This window comes from Psychrobacter sp. Ps4, assembly GCF_022129285.1.
Lineage (GTDB): Bacteria > Pseudomonadota > Gammaproteobacteria > Pseudomonadales > Moraxellaceae > Psychrobacter > Psychrobacter immobilis_A.
Window position 1 is genome coordinate 40,482 of record NZ_JADQAK010000005.1, and the last position, 16,542, is coordinate 57,023.

At 41.9% G+C, this 16,542-nt stretch carries 15 protein-coding genes; 11 read left to right on the forward strand and 4 right to left on the reverse strand.

Annotation, left to right across the window (positions count from 1 at the left end; genetic code table 11):
- The first annotated feature begins 66 nt into the window (after positions 1–66).
- The 8 genes from infB (at position 67) to pnp (ending at position 9,431) form a co-directional block, all read left to right on the forward strand.
- Positions 67–2,793, forward strand: coding sequence for a translation initiation factor IF-2 (gene infB / locus I3252_RS04445; protein ID WP_238034349.1), 2,727 nt, complete (start codon positions 67–69; stop codon positions 2,791–2,793).
- A 203-nt stretch (positions 2,794–2,996) separates the two neighbouring features.
- On the forward strand, positions 2,997–3,401 hold the full coding sequence (locus I3252_RS04450; protein WP_045443024.1) for a ribosome-binding factor A: 405 nt from the start codon (positions 2,997–2,999) through the stop codon (positions 3,399–3,401).
- 16 nt (positions 3,402–3,417) lie between these two features.
- On the forward strand, positions 3,418–4,497 hold the full coding sequence (gene truB / locus I3252_RS04455) for a tRNA pseudouridine(55) synthase TruB (RefSeq protein ID WP_238034350.1): 1,080 nt from the start codon (positions 3,418–3,420) through the stop codon (positions 4,495–4,497).
- A gap of 376 nt (positions 4,498–4,873) precedes the next feature.
- On the forward strand, positions 4,874–5,398 hold the full coding sequence (locus tag I3252_RS04460) for a type 1 glutamine amidotransferase domain-containing protein (RefSeq protein WP_238034351.1): 525 nt from the start codon (positions 4,874–4,876) through the stop codon (positions 5,396–5,398).
- A gap of 75 nt (positions 5,399–5,473) precedes the next feature.
- A complete protein-coding gene (locus I3252_RS04465) occupies positions 5,474–5,635 on the forward strand; it encodes a hypothetical protein (RefSeq protein ID WP_238034352.1) in 162 nt (53 codons plus the stop codon).
- Between the two features lie 135 nt (positions 5,636–5,770).
- Positions 5,771–5,947, forward strand: a complete 177-nt coding sequence (locus tag I3252_RS04470) for a hypothetical protein (protein ID WP_167541661.1) — start codon at positions 5,771–5,773, stop codon at positions 5,945–5,947.
- A gap of 367 nt (positions 5,948–6,314) precedes the next feature.
- The gene (rpsO, locus tag I3252_RS04475) at positions 6,315–6,581 is read left to right on the forward strand and encodes a 30S ribosomal protein S15 (RefSeq protein WP_045443035.1); all 267 of its coding nucleotides are present in this window, start codon (positions 6,315–6,317) and stop codon (positions 6,579–6,581) included.
- A 747-nt stretch (positions 6,582–7,328) separates the two neighbouring features.
- Positions 7,329–9,431 (forward strand): polyribonucleotide nucleotidyltransferase, encoded by a 2,103-nt coding sequence (pnp, locus tag I3252_RS04480; RefSeq protein ID WP_238034353.1) that lies wholly within the window; start codon positions 7,329–7,331, stop codon positions 9,429–9,431.
- 109 nt (positions 9,432–9,540) lie between these two features.
- Here the strand turns inward: pnp and I3252_RS04485 are convergent, their stop codons facing one another.
- From I3252_RS04485 to I3252_RS04500, 4 genes are all read right to left on the reverse strand, one after another.
- Positions 9,541–10,134, reverse strand: coding sequence for a hypothetical protein (locus tag I3252_RS04485; protein ID WP_238034354.1), 594 nt, complete (start codon positions 10,132–10,134; stop codon positions 9,541–9,543).
- A 33-nt stretch (positions 10,135–10,167) separates the two neighbouring features.
- Positions 10,168–10,692, reverse strand: coding sequence for a hypothetical protein (locus I3252_RS04490; RefSeq protein WP_238034355.1), 525 nt, complete (start codon positions 10,690–10,692; stop codon positions 10,168–10,170).
- A 113-nt stretch (positions 10,693–10,805) separates the two neighbouring features.
- The gene (locus I3252_RS04495) at positions 10,806–11,063 is read right to left on the reverse strand and encodes a YheV family putative metal-binding protein (RefSeq protein WP_045443046.1); all 258 of its coding nucleotides are present in this window, start codon (positions 11,061–11,063) and stop codon (positions 10,806–10,808) included.
- Positions 11,064–13,250 (reverse strand): M3 family metallopeptidase, encoded by a 2,187-nt coding sequence (locus I3252_RS04500; protein WP_238034356.1) that lies wholly within the window; start codon positions 13,248–13,250, stop codon positions 11,064–11,066. It lies immediately after the preceding gene.
- A 455-nt stretch (positions 13,251–13,705) separates the two neighbouring features.
- Between I3252_RS04500 and I3252_RS04505 the strand changes: the two genes are divergently transcribed.
- The 3 genes from I3252_RS04505 (at position 13,706) to I3252_RS04515 (ending at position 16,523) form a co-directional block, all read left to right on the forward strand.
- Positions 13,706–14,818 carry a hypothetical protein gene (locus I3252_RS04505; RefSeq protein WP_045454884.1) on the forward strand — a complete coding sequence of 371 codons (1,113 nt, stop codon included), beginning with the start codon at positions 13,706–13,708 and terminating at the stop codon, positions 14,816–14,818.
- A 282-nt stretch (positions 14,819–15,100) separates the two neighbouring features.
- Positions 15,101–15,760, forward strand: a complete 660-nt coding sequence (locus I3252_RS04510) for a hypothetical protein (RefSeq protein WP_201552326.1) — start codon at positions 15,101–15,103, stop codon at positions 15,758–15,760.
- Positions 15,761–15,764: 4 nt separating this feature from the next.
- Complete coding sequence (locus tag I3252_RS04515) at positions 15,765–16,523, forward strand: endonuclease/exonuclease/phosphatase family protein (RefSeq protein ID WP_045443058.1); 759 nt, start codon at positions 15,765–15,767, stop codon at positions 16,521–16,523.
- Positions 16,524–16,542: the final 19 nt, after the last annotated feature.

Genomic DNA, 16,542 nt, shown 5'->3' on the forward strand with positions numbered 1-16,542 from the left:
CCCAATCATTTGTAGCCAACAACTGAATTGAACATATAGCAAATAATAGACAGTAGGTGATAATAAATGGCAGATAAGACCGTCAAAGAACTGGCAGATATGGTAGGCAAAACCGCAAGTGCTGTACAACAGCAATTGGTAGATGCTGGACTGCCTGCTCGTGCAGAGGGTGACCTAGTCACTGAGCTTGAGCAAGAGAAGTTGGTGACGTATTTAAAGCAAAGTCATGGTCAGCAAGAAAAGCGTCGTATTAGTCTTAAATCTAAGACAACTAGCACTGCGCGCGTGACCGGCTCTTCAGGTAAATCTAAGAGCGTCAATGTGGAAGTGCGTAAAAAGAAAGTATTTGAAAAGCCTGATCCAGAAAAAATGGCTGAAGAGTTGGCTGCGCGTGAGCAAGCGATGATTGAGTCGCAAGCGCGTGCTGCTAAAGATGCTGAAGAGCGTGCTGCTACTAAGAAAAAATCTGAAGAACGTCAAGCTGCAACCTTGGCGGCAATGCGTGCAAGCTTAGGCTCTAGCAAAAAGTCAGATGATAAAAACGACGATATCTCAACCTCAGTGGTTGTGAAAAAAGGTGGCAAAACCACTGTCGAAGTAAAACCTAAAGACCAACCGAAGAAAAAAATTGCAGCGACGAAACCGAAAGTTGAAACGGCGGTTGAGCGTAAAGCGCGCGAAATGCGTGAGAAAGAAGAAGCTCGTTTACGTGAAATCGAAACAGAAACACGCCGCGCTCAAGCTGAAGAAGCACAGAAACGTACGCTTGAACAAATGCGTAAAATGGCTGGAAAATATACAGATCAGCCTGCTTCTGAAGTTCGTAAAGATGAGCCACTCGCTGAAGGTTTGGTTGGTGATGCCTTAGAAGAATCGTTTGAAAAAGAACGTCGTGAAATCAAGCGTGGCACCAGTAGTACTAGTGCTCGTGGCCGTGGTCGTCGTAAGAATCAAGATGAGCGTGAGATCAAAAACCGTAAAAACGGTTTGCGTTCAACGCAAGCATCACAGCATAAATTCGAAAAACCTGTCGAAAAAATTGTTTATGATGTTGAGATTAGCGAACAAATTACAGTCGCAGATCTTGCTCAACGTATGGCAGTTAAAGCGCGCGAAGTCACCAAATTGCTTATGAAAATGGGTGAGATGGCTCGTGAGTCAGATACGATTGATCAAGCGACAGCAAGTTTGCTCGTTGAAGAGATGGGTCACAATCCAGTGCTGGTTAGTGATACTAAGGTTGAAGACGATCTACAAGACGCCGTTGATGAGCGTAGCAGTAACGTTCAAACTCGTCCGCCAGTCGTCACGATCATGGGTCACGTCGATCACGGTAAGACATCGCTACTCGATAAAATTCGTGAAACAAAAGTGGCAACTGGTGAAGCGGGTGGTATTACTCAGCATATCGGTGCTTATCACGTTAAAACCGATCGTGGTGTGATTACCTTCCTTGATACTCCAGGTCACGCGGCGTTTAGTGCTATGCGTTCACGCGGTGCACAGGCGACTGATATTGTTGTGTTAGTTGTTGCCGCTGATGATGGTATGATGCCGCAAACAGCAGAAGCTATTGATCATGCTCGTGCTGCTGGTACGCCAATTATCGTTGCAATCAATAAAATGGATAAGCCAAGCGCTGATCCAGATCGCGTCCTTAATGAATTGACTGCTAAAGAAGTCGTTTCAGAAGAGTGGGGCGGCGATACCCCAATGGCTCGCATCTCAGCCAAAACCGGTGATGGTATTGATGAGCTGTTAGAACTTATTAGCCTACAAGCTGAACTAATGGAGCTAGAAGCACCGTTAGATGGCGCTGCTCAAGGTGTGGTCATTGAATCAAGACTTGAAAAAGGGCGCGGTCCAGTTGTTAGCGTCTTAGTTAAAAAAGGCACATTGAAGCAAGGTGACTTGGTCTTGGCAGGCGAGCATTATGGTAAAGTTCGTGCGATGACTGATGAACATGGTAAGCGTATTCAATCAGCAGGTCCTTCTATCCCTGTAGAAATTTTAGGCCTACCTGAAACGCCAGCAGCTGGTAGCGAGTTCTTAGTCTTAACCGACGAGAAAAAAGCTCGTGAAGTGGCAGAGTTTAGAAGCAACCGTGAGCGTGAGCGTCAACTTGAACGTCAGAATGCCATGCGTTTAGAAAGCATGTTTGATCAGATGGAACAAGGCGATGTGTCATTCTTGAATATCGTATTGAAAACCGATGTTCGTGGTTCGCTTGAAGCACTACTTTCTGCATTGAATGAGCTATCAACTGATGAAGTTAAAGTCAGAGTAATCAGCTCAGGCGTTGGTCCTATCTCTGAATCTGATGTGACACTTGCAGAATCTAGCGAAGCGGTATTGTTAGGTTTCAACGTTCGTGCTGATGCGACCGCACGTCGCAAAGCGGATGCCGCCAATATGGATATCCGTTATTACAGCGTTATCTATGGTTTGATTGATGATGTGAAAGCAGCTATGAGTGGTATGCTTGCGCCAGAACATCGTGAGAAAATCCTTGGTGTTGCAGACGTTCGTGAAGTATTCCGTTCTAGTAAGTTCGGTGCTGCTGCTGGTTGTATGGTGGTTGAAGGTACAATTTATCGCAACAAACCGATCCGCGTATTGCGTGATGACCAAGTTATCTTTACCGGTCAATTGCAATCATTGCGTCGCTATAAAGAAGACGTTAATGAAGTACGTACTGGTATGGAATGTGGTATGGCTGTTCGTGGCTATGATGTCGAAGCTGGCGATAAGATCGAAGTCTTTGAAATCCAAGAGTTTGCACGTACTATCTAACGTTACAGTTCGATAGCAGGATATCTAATCATGCAATATGCTTAATCAGCTGAGCAGGTTAGTATCTTCTTAATATCTAGCTGTACTTAGGCCTAACAGGTACATCCTGCTAGGCCTTTTTTACCAACTATTAGTCCTAAAATTTGTTAATGAGCCAATATATCAATCAGTGAAAATAAGCCATATTAAAGTAAGGTAAAAATATGAACCAACGTCTACAACGCTTAGCCGACCAAATTCAGCGTGAGCTTGCTGTTCTCATCCGTGATGCAGTCAATGACCCTCGTTTAACTGGTTTTGTCACTATTTCTAGTGTCAAAGTTAGTCCTGACTTAGGATATGCTGATGTCTATGTCACCATCATGGAGCCTGAGCTTAACGATTCCATGAATAAGACCAATCATGAAGAGAGTATCAAAGTACTTAATAAAGCGGCGGGCTTTTTGCGTACTGAATTGAGCCATAGTCTCAAAACACGTACCACACCACGCTTGCGTTTTCATTATGACGAAGTGACTGCTCGTGGTAATTACATGATGGATTTAATCAGTAAAGCAGTTATTAAGACTGAAGAAAATGAGTCTGACGAGCAAGAAAACGAAGAGTAGAAGGGTAAAAGTCGTTATGTCTATCGCATCTACGCAAGCGGATAAAAAGTCTAGTAATCACTTTAACAAGATTAAAGTCTCGGGTGTTATTTTAGTCGACAAGCCTCAAGGTATGACCTCTCAGCAAGTCGTATCGAAGGTGAAGTATCTTTTTAAGTCGCCAAATCATGACAGTAAAAAAGCGGGGCACACAGGGACACTTGATCCAATGGCAACCGGTCTATTGCCGATTTGTATGGGTGAAGCGACGAAATTTAGTCATTATCAGCTAGATGCGGACAAATCCTATCAAGCAACTATTCTACTTGGTGGTCAAACTGATACTGGTGATGCCGATGGACAAATCACTGCTAAGGCACCCATTCCAAAATTTGATGATGTACTTTTAGACAAAGTCGCCCAGCAGTTTTTAGGTGCTCAGCAGCAGATACCACCGATGTATTCTGCACTAAAAAAAGATGGCAAAAAACTCTATGAGTATGCTCGTGCGGGAATTGAGGTAGAACGAGCGCCTAGAGATATTGTAATCAAGGCCATTGATTTAAAAGCGCTTGATCATGAGAGAATTCAATTGACAGTGACCTGTACTAAAGGTACTTATGTGCGTGTACTCGGTGAAGACATCGCCAAAGCGATGGGTACATTAGGGCATTTGACTGCATTACGCCGTACGCAGGTTGGTGATTTCAAAATCAATGATGCGATTACTTTGTCAGACTTGGAAGCATTAGCGTTTGATAACAGGCAAGAGCAATTGATGCCGGTAGATGCTTGCATTAATATTGAAGCTGAGATGGTATTGACGTTTGAGCAGTGTGAGCGTATACACATGGGTCAACGCTTGAATGTATTTGAGCAACTGACAGACAGTCTGCGCGACTATATTTCAACTAGTATCAGTCATCAGTCGTCTGTGTCAGAAAACGACGATATCCAACTAGATAGTGATATTGTGAGTAGTGACGATGATCAACAACCCTTGATCCATGAGATTCCAGTTGATATTCGTTTGATAAATCAGCAAGGTCAGTTTCTTGGATTGGGTGCCGTAAGTCTCAACGGTAGATTGCAGCCTAAAAAGCTAATCCAGCGTTAATGTTACGATTCTTATATAACCCTCGTTTGAACACGATTTAGCTTACTAATAGTTTACACTAATCACATATCCTCACATTTTATTGCAGGTTTCACCTATGGTGGAACCTATTTTTTTTGTACTTTAGATCTACCGGATAGGAAGTCTGGATAGAAAAATAAATCTAACTAAGACTCTAAGAATAAGAACATAAAAAAATAATAAGATAAAAAGTCATATATCAAAAATAAAAACTAGGTTCGAAAGAGAATATTTAATAGGAACAAGATGGGTCAGAGGAAGACTATATAGCCAATAATAATAACGACTCATAAAAATAAAGTATGAATAATAAAACAACTAAAAGAAAATCACTCATAACGAAAAAAGGAATATCATGAAAACTATCGCTTTTTTACTACACAATAACTTCGAGCAAGCAGAATACGAAGAGGTTAATAATCAACTCAAAGATAAAGGTTACAAGACACTTCTTATAACCACAAATAAAGAAAAAGAAGTGCAAGCCATGCAGCAAGATGTAGACAAAGGCGACACCTTTATTGCTGATATTTTTGCAAAAGACGCAAACATTTCTGATTATGATGCGTTGGTATTACCAGGTGGTACTGTCAATGCGGATACGATTCGTGGCAATGAAGAGGCTCATAGTATTATCAATGCTATCAATGATGCAGGCAAGCCATTAGCTGTCATTTGCCATGCTCCTTGGGCACTTATCAATACAGGTATTGCCAAAGGTAAAACGCTCACTGCTTATCATACGCTGCAGATAGATTTAGAAAACGCTGGTGCAAAATTTGTAGATCAAACAGTACAGGTAGACGGTAATTTGATTACCTCACGTAATCCAGATGATATCAGCAATTTCGTTGATGCTATTGATAAGGCATTATCTTAATTTTTCTACCCATTTACTGAATAATTAATTATTTATATTTCTTAAACGTTCACAACCGTAACTGAGGAAAATATTATGTCAAATTCTAATCCAAACGATACCAAGCTTGAGCAACAACGTTCTGAGTCAGCAACTGCAGCGCTTAAAAACCAAACTGAGAACAATCATACTGAAGATAGTGAAGCCGCAGCAGATCGTATTGCGGACAACCTAGGAAATGCTAAAGAAGACAAGTAGAGTACGTAAAGTGTCATCCATAATAAGGTGACACTGATATATTTGCTTATCATCTCAATATCACTGATGACATTTGCATCTCAACGTAAAAAGTATAAAACAGCTACTTCAAAAAATAATAATTCAGGAGCTAATATGAGTAATTCATTGAATAACATGAATGAGCAAGAAAAAGAGATTGAAAGGCTTGCAGAAGACATCAATCCTAGCGAGCATGCTACTCCTGATAGTTTAGCAGAAGTTACCACAGCTGCACCGCTTGAAGATGATGAACTAGGCGGTAACGCGACGGAAGATGACGTTAAGAAATAAGCAAATTCTTTTGCCTATTGATAGATGAGTTAACTATAAAAAATAAATCTGATTTTACAAGTATTATGAAAAACTGCTGCTAGTTCAGCAGTTTTTTGTTATAATCACCGTCACATTTACATTAGGTTGAGATAAGACATCGTGCTTCATGGGCTGTCCAAAACGGATAGTTATATTAAGTGCTCTCTCATCGCAGCTTATTCTAAATGGTCGTTATGACTCATTAGCTTGTCGTACACTAGGTCAACTCTAGTAATGCAGGGTTGTCCTGAATGACGTGCAGGCTATTTTATTTACTATTCTACTGCTTTAGATCTTACTCAAATTCGAGAATGTCTTAAAGCTTTTAGCATTGCCGGAGATATTTATGCTAACTAATACCGATCGCGAACAAATCATTGCTCAATACCAACGTGGCGAAAATGACACTGGTTCTCCAGAAGTTCAAGTAGCACTATTGAGTGCTCGTATCAACGATTTGCAGAACCACTTTAAAGCACATAAAGCTGACCATCATAGCCGTCGCGGTCTTATCCGTATGGTTAACACGCGTCGTAAATTGCTTGATTACCTAAAAGGTAAAGATCTTGGTCGTTATACCACGCTTATCAGCCAGTTAGGTCTACGTCGTTAATCTAACGACAATAGTACGAGTGGATGCTAAAATAAAAGAAGCCCTCATATGGTGCTATTTTAGAATTTTTGCTGAATCGCTTGGAACTTGCGTGTTGCTATCGATAAAATAGATTTTTCTAAAAACGGTGTGGAATAGTTTCACGCCGTTTTTTTATGCTTATTCATTTTCAAGATTGATTTTGGATAGCATTGGTTATAAAGACCAATTCAAAGTAGGTAATAGAAGTTTTCGTAAAAACAGTAATACTAGAGCCTAGAGCTAAGTGTTTTCTATCGATAATTGCTGTGTTCCGCAATTCATTGGTCAATGGCTATAAATCACTGTAAAATAATGCCTTGTGAGTTTGATAATATATCTACTATATATATGGTGACTATTTATAAAATACCTGTTTCTTAGCTTATAGAATAGCTAGCTGCGCTAATACCTGACTCTCAAAAGCGCAGAAAAATAGCCTGTAGGGTTTTTAGCACCGAAGTCTTTTGACTTAAGGTCTTTTTGATAATATTTATAGTAAAGCCAAAATTGAATGACCAAATATACACAATAGTACGATGTCTAGCACCGATAGGCATATGGAATAACTAGGTAATGTTATTGGCACTGGTTGAGATGATTTCTGAGAGAAAGACTGTCAATTATTAGTCATATACACTAGTAGTCACATACACAGAATTTTAATGAAAAATATCAGCTTTTTATAATGCTGATATTACTTTCGTCAGTCAACATTAGGAAGATTATATGACAATGTTTAACACCATTAAGCGTGAATTTCAGTATGGCAACCAACAGGTTGTGATCGAGACGGGTCGTATTGCTCGTCAAGCAAACTCTATCTTAGTACATATGGGCGGCGTTACGGTACTTGTCGCAGCAGTGGTAAAGTCAGAGGCTAAAGAAGGTCAAAACTTCTTTCCGCTAACGGTCAACTATCAAGAAAAAATGTATGCAGCGGGCAAAATTCCAGGTGCCTATGGCAAACGTGAAGGTCGTGCAAGCGAGTTCGAAACCCTAACCTCGCGCTTAATCGATCGTCCGATTCGTCCTCTATTCCCTGAAGGTTACGTTAACGAAATTCAGATCACTGCGACAGTTGTTTCATCAGATAAGACTCAGTCTGCAGATATCGCTGCCCTAATCGGTGCTTCAGCGGCATTGGCCATCTCTGATGCGCCATTCAATGGTCCAGTTGCAGCGGCACGTGTTGGCTTTATCAACGGCGAGTACATCCTGAACCCAACGATTGAGCAGCTTAAAGAGAGTGATCTTGATTTGGTTGTGGCTGGTACGAAATCTGCGGTACTAATGGTTGAGTCAGAAGCAGCTGAGTTGTCAGAAGATCAAATGCTAGGCGCGGTATTATATGGTCATCAGCAACAGCAAATCGTTATTGATAACATTGCTTCAATGGCAGAAGAAATCGGTACTGCTAAGCAGCAGTATACTGCCCCTGAGCGTGATCAAGCGCTTACCAGCAGCATGAAAGAGCAGTTTGGCGAGCAAGTTGCTGACGCTTATACGATTACTGATAAGCAAGCGCGCTACACTAAGCTTGATGAAATCAAGCAGTCAATTATTGATGCACTTGCTGGTGATGCTGAGTCAGAAACTTACGCTGATACAGTATCTGAGCTTAAAGAAATCTATAATGATCTTAAATATCGTACGGTTCGTGACAATATCTTGTCAGGTAAGCCGCGTATTGATGGTCGTGACCTTGAGACTGTTCGTGCCCTCGACGTACAAGTTGGTATATTGCCATACACGCATGGTTCAGCATTGTTCACACGCGGTGAAACGCAAGCATTGGTTACGACCACGCTTGGTAACAGCCGTGACGTCAACATGATTGACTCACTAGGTGGCACGATCCGTGACCATTTCATGCTGCATTACAACTTCCCACATTTCTCAGTTGGTGAGACGGGACGCGAAGGTATTCCAAAACGTCGTGAAATCGGTCATGGTCGTCTAGCTCGCCGCGGTGTACAAGCGATGCTACCGGATAGCGAACGCTTCCCGTATGTCATCCGTGTGGTATCAGAGATTACTGAGTCAAACGGTTCATCTTCTATGGCGTCTGTTTGTGGTGCAAGTTTGGCATTGATGGATGCTGGTGTTCCACTAAAAGCACCAGTTGCTGGTATCGCCATGGGTCTGGTTAAAGAAGGTGAGCGTTTCGCTGTACTGTCAGACATCTTAGGTGATGAAGATCATCTTGGCGATATGGATTTCAAAGTTGCTGGTTCTAAAGATGGTATTACTGCGCTGCAGATGGATATCAAAATCGAAGGTATTACGCCTGACATCATGGAGCAAGCGCTTAAGCAAGCCCATGCTGGTCGTATCCATATTTTGGACGCGATGAATAAAGTATTGCCTGAGAGCCGTACTGAAATCAACGCTCATGCACCAAACTATGCGGTTATCGAAATCAATCCGGACAAAATCCGTGACGTAATCGGTAAAGGCGGCGCGATGATTCGTCAGTTAACTGAAGAGACTGGTGCAGTTATCGATATCGATGATGGCGGCACGATTCGTATCTTTGGTGAAAACAAAGCGGCAACTAAAGCAGCTATCGGTAGAATCGAAGCGTTGACTGCAGAAGTTGAAGTGGGCAAAACTTATGAAGGTACGGTTGCTCGTATCGTTGATTTTGGCGCGTTTATTAACGTCTTGCCAAACACTGATGGCTTGGTACATATCTCACAAATCGCTGAAGAGCGCGTTGAGAATGTTTCTGACTACCTAAAAGAAGGTCAGATCGTTAAAGTCTTCGTCCAAGACGTCGATAACCGTGGTCGTATTAAATTGACTATGAAAGGTATCGAGCAAAGCTAATCGATATCTAATATAGTCAACATATAAAAACCGCTTTAAGTCTCTCGTCAAGAGTGCTTAAGGCGGTTTTTTTATGGGTGTAAAATCTTGTTTGCAGTAGAATATCTTATTAAAGTAACTGGCCTATATCAAAGTCTTTAGGAAGATGAATATCGATTTGAACTTTAGGCAAATCTTGTAGGTGCTGCTGTAAGAGTAACGGTAAGATATCAGCGTGCCAGTCTAACGCAAGTGAGCCTGCGTTTGCTAAATTGGCTGCGTTAGAAACGTTGGCTGTCTCATTTCGTAAGTGGTTATGAATAAGGGGACGTGCCAGTAGGGCAATTCTACGAATACCTTGATAACGGATGAGCGGGATAAGCTGCTCAGATAAATCATTCAACGCGGCAATTAACCATTGTGACCGTGTGGGGTGGTAAGGATGATTTGATACCACAAGATTAGCGATATAACTGGGCTGATTGCCATTACTGCTGATGTTTAAACCAGCTTGCTCAAGCGCGCGTTTATGCAGTAAGCAGCTGCCAACACTCAGACTGCCATCGCGGCATGCGCGATAGTAACGTTGATAATTATCAGCAAATAAAGTTTTAGCTTTTGTGAGAACAGGATCTAAAAGAATCCCTGCAGTATTGACTGGTAGAATAAGCAGCTGCGCGCTACTATTTAAGATAGGGGCGTGGGTAAGTTGCAAAGTCGCCATTGTCAGCCCCTTGATAAAAGTCTAAATAATTAGCTACTGTTTGTCGCCTTTTGTCTCGGCTTCTAATTGCGCTATTTGTTGTTCAAGTAGGGCGATTTGCTCTGCTTTCATATCAGTTAATTGCTTGTTCATCGTCAGTTGTTCAGCAGCCAATTTTTCTTGTTCAGCTAAGCGCTTACGCTCGTCCTCTAAGCGATCTATTTCCTCTTTGGCAAGACTATCTGTTTCTGGCAAAGCCGCATTTAAGATCGCATCAGCATTAGGTATTTGATTGACTGTGGTTGTCTCATTAGTATTTGACGTTAAGTCACTATTGTTTGAACTATTGTCATTATTACCTAAGGGCGTAGCATCTAATTGAGTAGCGCTATCTGGTTCGGTAGTCGACGGTGTACTTTCGATAGGCGCAGTATTAGTGTCTATCGAATTGTTTTTCCAGACCAAGTAGCCAATTAGTAATGCCGCTAATATAATAATTGACAACCATTTCTGGCGTGACTTACTGGACTTTTTTTTCAGTGACCTGGTTGACAGACGACGCATTTTTTGGCTTTTCATACTATAGTCGATTTATGTTAGAAATATAAGTAGCCATACTATAGCAAACTCAAAATAAAAAGCCTATCTATTGCTAGATAGGCTGGTAGCTATTAAGACTTGACGCTTAATATTTAAGGTTTGAATTTTACTGTGCCGCTGGTACCAGTAGCCATAATATCACGTGCAATTTGGTCTTCAGCATGGTTTTTGGCACTGATTGCATCAGGATCAGGGCGATGTTCGCTATGTCCACATAATGTGCATTCAATATACTCATCAGGTTCTGGGGTGACGACGTTTATTTGTACCACCGCATCCATCGCTTGACACTTAGGGCAGCGAACACCGGATAAAAACTGTCGCTTTGGTCGCGTTGATTGATAGCGCATTTAAATCATCCCATGTGTTGTTGAGGCATTAGCAGCAGCACTGCCTTTTTTAGTATCAGCAAAACCGCTATGACGTAACAACGCATCGATACTAGCACTGCGACCACGGAAGTTTTCAAAGTTGGTCTTGGCAGGGAAACTACCACCAACGGATAAAATTGTCTCACGGAAGGCTTTACCAGTGACTGGGTTAAAAATACCTTCTTCTTCAAACTTGCTAAAGGCATCTGCCGATAGCAACTCTGCCCATTTATACGAGTAATAACCTGCCGCATAGCCGCCTGCAAAGATATGACTAAAGCCGTTGGCAAAACGGTTGTAGTCAGGTGTCTGCATGATAGCAATGTCGTCTCGAACGGTATTTAGCGTGGCTAATATACCGTCATAATCTAGCGCTGGCGTATGCGCATGAATCAATAAGTCAAACAGTGCGAATTCGATTTGACGTAGGGTTTGCATGCCACTTTGGAAATTCTTCACCGCCAATAACGCTGCAAGTTTGTCTTTTGGTAATGGCACACCCGTTTCGACGTGGCTGCTAATCAGCGCAATACCTTCGGCATCCCATGCCCAGTTTTCCATAAACTGACTGGGCAGCTCGACCGCATCCCATTCAACGCCATTGACCCCAGCGACATCACCGACCGTCACTTGGGTTAATAAATGATGGAGACCATGACCAAACTCATGGAATAGCGTCAGTACCTCATCGTGAGTCAATAGACTTGGTTTGCCATCGAGGGCAGGGGTAAAGTTGCCCACCATAAAGCAGACGGGCAATTGCTGATGATTTTTTTCATCATAACTATAACGCGACTGAAAACCACTCATCCACGCGCCGCCGCGTTTACCACTACGAGCAAATAAGTCAAAGTAAAAACCACCAAGCACGTTATCATCAGCATCAAACAACTGATAAAAGCTAACATCATCGTGCCAGCGTGATACGAATGCCGTTTGCTCTTGGACTTTGATACCGTATAGACGCTCAACGATGGCAAATAACCCGCCAATTACTTTTGGCAGTGGAAAATATGGGCGTATTTCTTCTTGCGATAAACTAAATTCACTTTGCTTTACTTTTTCGGCGATATACGCACTGTCCCACGCCTGTAACTCCTCAATACCGTAATCCTGCGCATACTTTTGCAACTGAGCTAAGTCTTGCTTAGCCGCTGGAGTTGCTTGCGTGGCCAAACTCCGTAAAAAGGTTTCTACTTCTGCCACGTTATCTGCCATTTTAGTCGATAGTGAGACTTCTGCATAATTGCCAAAACCTAATAGCTTGGCTTTTTGCTCACGTAATTGCAGGATTTGACTCATGATATCGGCGTTGTTTAGCGACTCACCTTTGGCATTGGTATGCGCATCAAACTCAGAAGCACGGGTAACATAAGCGCGGTATAGGATCTCGCGCAGTTCGCGGTCATCCGCATGGGTCATGATGGCAAGATAAACAGGAATGTTTAAGCTTGCCACGTAATAAGAACTTGGTAACGCATCGACTTCTACTTGCGTGAGCGTACCGTTGGCAAGCGCGCGCGCTTTATACTGTTCGCCAACATCTGCGAGTAGCGCCAGTCCACTTTCGGTTAGACCTGCCAATTGCTCTTGCTGCAGCGGTAAGGCATAAGCTTGGGTGGCATCCAATACGTTATCTGAAAAGGTCGCTGATAAGGTAGAAAGCTCACTTTGAATAGCCGCAAAATTTTCTTGTTCATTTTTTGGTAATGCGACACCTGACAGCTCAAAACTGCGTAGCGCAAGCTCAATAGCCCGCGCTCGTGCAGGCTCAAGCGTAGCAAAAAATGCTGTGTCATTGACGATAATTTGATAACGATTAAATAGCGGCTGGTGCTGTCCCACTCGTGTGCCATAAGCAGATAATGTGGGTAGTAGCTCATGATGGACATGACGAATGTCATCATTGCTCATGACGCTATTCAGGTGCGATAAAATACCCCAACTGCGATCCAATGCCAGATTAATATGATCAAAAGTCATAATATCAGCCAGCGCTTGCTCAGCACTGATATTAGCAGCGCTGTTATGGCTATCAGTATCTGCGCTCATCTCATCTAAAAATGTATTGGCTGCATCGATTGCACTGATGACATGGCTTTGTAATGTACTTGGCGAAACGTTGTCAAAATCGACAAGGCGTAAATCTGTAGGAAGGGTTTTCATAAAAGTATCCGATATCTGATCGTAGTGAATGAATTATTATTGAGTAAACGTCGCTTTATATAAGAGATTGGCTTGCCGTGACATCTAGAACATCATTAGCGTTGTGTTATTTTTCTTTTTTGCTGTCTTATCGATAAGCTATATAAAAGATGGGTTCGTTTGACGAAAATACAACCTAATCATTGACTATAAAGAAAGTGAATCGAGAAGATAGTGGATATTTAAGGGGTTTAAAAGGGATCAGTCAGTCTTTTAGAACAATACAGAGTGTTCTACTTACAAAGCGCTATCATTTGCTTGCAAATTAACCCTACAGCGAGTGAGGTTTGACTGCTAGCATCAAGGCAATGGAATAAAAAGATTAAGCGCTATTGATAGCAAAAACTATGAATCAGTTGATTCATATTAAAAATCACAATGTTAAAAGTAAATGATAATAAAACAAGGAGCAATAAATGAAAGCGACTCTCAAAAGTTTACGTGAAACCAAAGCCAATCCTGCGGTTAGTATCTTTGTTAAGACTCATCGCGAGCATCCTGCTAATGATCAAGATCCCATTGCCCTGAAGAACCAATTAAAAGTGGCTGAAGAACGCTTAACCAACGAATACGATAAGCGCACAGCGACTACCATACTCGATAAGATCCATGATAAAACCAAAGAGCTAAATCACAACTTAAATCTTGATACCTTGGCTATTTTTGCTAGTACTGAGGATGTGCAAGTTATCCGTATGCCGATTGACACCACGGAGCGTGTGGTGATTTCACATCGTTTTGCGACTCGAGATTTGGTGCGTGATATGGCAAGCGCGGTCCATTATTACACCTTGGTGCTCACTCGTGATAATGCCCGCTTGATTGAAGCGTCTAATGATCGCGTAGTGAGAGAGTTCGATAAGGACGACGACCTGCAAAAAAACATGGATAATATTCCATTTCCTATTGAAAACAATGGTTTGTATACGACAGGCGACGGTGGCTCAGATCGCTCATCTAATAATGAAAGCAGCTATCTAAAAGAGTTTTTTAATCAGGTGGATAAAAGCGTACAAGAGTTGTGGGGTGAGCACAAAATGCCTTTGGTCGTAGTTGGCGATGCTAAAAATATCGGCTACTATAAAGAAGTTTGTGATCGTCCAGACAATATCATTGCCACAGTGTCAAATGCGACCAATCTAGAAGATGGTAGTGCTCAGCATATTATCAATAGTGTGCAAGAGGCGGTGGAAGGCTATCGTACATCACTGCATCAAGCTGCCATGGGTGAGATTGATAAAGCACGCGGTGCCAATATGTTACAAACAGATCTACAAGAAGTCTACCGCAGTGCCTTCCAAGGTGCAGGCGAGACACTTTATGTCCGTCGTGGTTATATACAATCGGCCAAAATTGATGAAAAGGCACAGACTTTGAGTCTTGCAGATGATGCGGCTTCAGAAGGCGTTACTGATGATGCCATTGGCGAAATCATTGAGCATGTCATTCATAATGGTGGCGAAGCAGTATTTATGCCACAAGATATTATGGGCGAAGATCAGCCAATTGCTTTGGTGACACGCTATTAGTTGATAGATAGTGGCTATTAATTGCTAGCTAGATAGTGCCTAGTGATGACAATCCTTTGCGAATTCGCCATTGATAGAAGATAGGTATAATATGGGAGCATTGGTTCGATAAGAATCAATGCTCTTTTTACATTGATGATATATTAATCCTTTATCTAAAACTTATACTTGATTGCCTTAGGTTGTTAAATGATGCGAAATAACATACCAAATACTCTTATGCTATTTAGCGTCACAGTAATGATAGCCTTTAGCTCCAGTCTCAGTATGGCAGAGACAGATATGAATAATATATCTGTGAGCCATCTATCATGGGGTCAATTGCCGCCTTCTATTCAAAACTATTATCAAATAGACTCTAAAAAAAATAAAATGAGGCTAAAGACCAAAGATATTGTTGCTATTCGTTCTTGGATTGGCACAGTAGGAGAACAGTATTTGGTTCAATTACAGCGTTTCAATTCAACCAATAGCCCTGACGAGCCAGCAGGAGAGGTCTTCACGCATTTATATGTTATAGATGAACAAGAGGCTTTACGTGTATGGCAAATATATGACTATGTACCCTGCGATGGGTTAGATGTAATCGCAGAATTCGCTAAAAACACCGCCGTAGTGACTGATATTAATAATAACGGTGTTGTCGAAGTGAGTGTGCCTTATTATCTCGGTTGCCGTGGTGACGTAAGTTATGATGAGATGAAAGTAATCATGTACGAAGGGCAGCAAAAATTTGCTGTCCGTGGTAACTCTGCAATTTGTAACGCCAAGACAGACCAGCCAGTTGATGCTACTGGTTATTATGGTGGCGACTATAAGGTTGATGAAAAATTACTACAGCAATCAGCGCTATCAGCTCCTCAAAAATCAGTATTTAGGCGTCACTTGCAATCAGTGTGGCGAGATAGCCAATGTTCCATTTATTTTAAGTATGATGACTAATTCTATGACTACCACAACCTCTTTTGTGCTAACCAGCTATAACATTCATAAAGGCATGTCGCCGATGAATCGCCAAGTTAAAATACAAGGTATCGCCCAAGCCCTTGATATCATTGGCTCTGATGTACTATGTCTCCAAGAAGTGCAAGGTCAGAATCTTAAGCGCAATATGCAGTACAACGAATATCCTGACCAATCGCAACATGAATGGTTTGGTGAGTATTTACAGCTGCAAAATAGCTATGGTAAAAACTCAGAGTATGAAAATGGTCATCATGGCAATGCGGTATTGAGCCGTTTTCCATTGGATCCTAAGCATAACGTCAATATCACCGTTAATAAGCTTGAGCAGCGTGGCGTCTTGCACTGCGAAGTACAACCAGTTGGATGGGATGTACCAGTGGTTGTACTGTGTGCACACCTAAATTTGTTTGAGCGTGATCGCATCAAGCAATATGAAGCCATTGCCAACTATGTTCGTAATGAGATTGCACCTGATCAACCACTGATTTTGGCAGGAGATTTTAATGATTGGAAAAAAATGTCTTGTGATAAGCTAGCTACTAGCTTGGGTATGACCGAAGCTTTCAAGCATTGTCATGGCAAACTGCTGCCAACTTTCCCAGCCAAGCTTCCTGTGCTGAGCTTAGATCGTATTTATGTGCGTAATCTAAGAGTGAAAAATGCTTGGGTGCATACGGGCAAACCATGGTCGACACTGTCTGATCATCTGCCACTCAGTGCGGAATTGGCACACTTATAAATGATTATTAGATAAGCTT

Coding starts and splice junctions, on each gene's coding strand:
- I3252_RS04470 (WP_167541661.1), top strand. CDS start 5,771: ATGAGTAATTCATTGAATAACATGAATGAGCAAGAAAAAGAGATTGAA.
- truB (WP_238034350.1), top strand. CDS start 3,418: ATGTCTATCGCATCTACGCAAGCGGATAAAAAGTCTAGTAATCACTTT.
- I3252_RS04450 (WP_045443024.1), top strand. CDS start 2,997: ATGAACCAACGTCTACAACGCTTAGCCGACCAAATTCAGCGTGAGCTT.
- I3252_RS04505 (WP_045454884.1), top strand. CDS start 13,706: ATGAAAGCGACTCTCAAAAGTTTACGTGAAACCAAAGCCAATCCTGCG.
- pnp (WP_238034353.1), top strand. CDS start 7,329: ATGACAATGTTTAACACCATTAAGCGTGAATTTCAGTATGGCAACCAA.
- I3252_RS04460 (WP_238034351.1), top strand. CDS start 4,874: ATGAAAACTATCGCTTTTTTACTACACAATAACTTCGAGCAAGCAGAA.
- I3252_RS04510 (WP_201552326.1), top strand. CDS start 15,101: ATGAATAATATATCTGTGAGCCATCTATCATGGGGTCAATTGCCGCCT.
- I3252_RS04490 (WP_238034355.1), bottom strand. CDS start 10,692: ATGAAAAGCCAAAAAATGCGTCGTCTGTCAACCAGGTCACTGAAAAAA.
- I3252_RS04500 (WP_238034356.1), bottom strand. CDS start 13,250: ATGAAAACCCTTCCTACAGATTTACGCCTTGTCGATTTTGACAACGTT.
- rpsO (WP_045443035.1), top strand. CDS start 6,315: ATGCTAACTAATACCGATCGCGAACAAATCATTGCTCAATACCAACGT.
- I3252_RS04515 (WP_045443058.1), top strand. CDS start 15,765: ATGACTACCACAACCTCTTTTGTGCTAACCAGCTATAACATTCATAAA.
- I3252_RS04485 (WP_238034354.1), bottom strand. CDS start 10,134: ATGGCGACTTTGCAACTTACCCACGCCCCTATCTTAAATAGTAGCGCG.
- infB (WP_238034349.1), top strand. CDS start 67: ATGGCAGATAAGACCGTCAAAGAACTGGCAGATATGGTAGGCAAAACC.
- I3252_RS04465 (WP_238034352.1), top strand. CDS start 5,474: ATGTCAAATTCTAATCCAAACGATACCAAGCTTGAGCAACAACGTTCT.
- I3252_RS04495 (WP_045443046.1), bottom strand. CDS start 11,063: ATGCGCTATCAATCAACGCGACCAAAGCGACAGTTTTTATCCGGTGTT.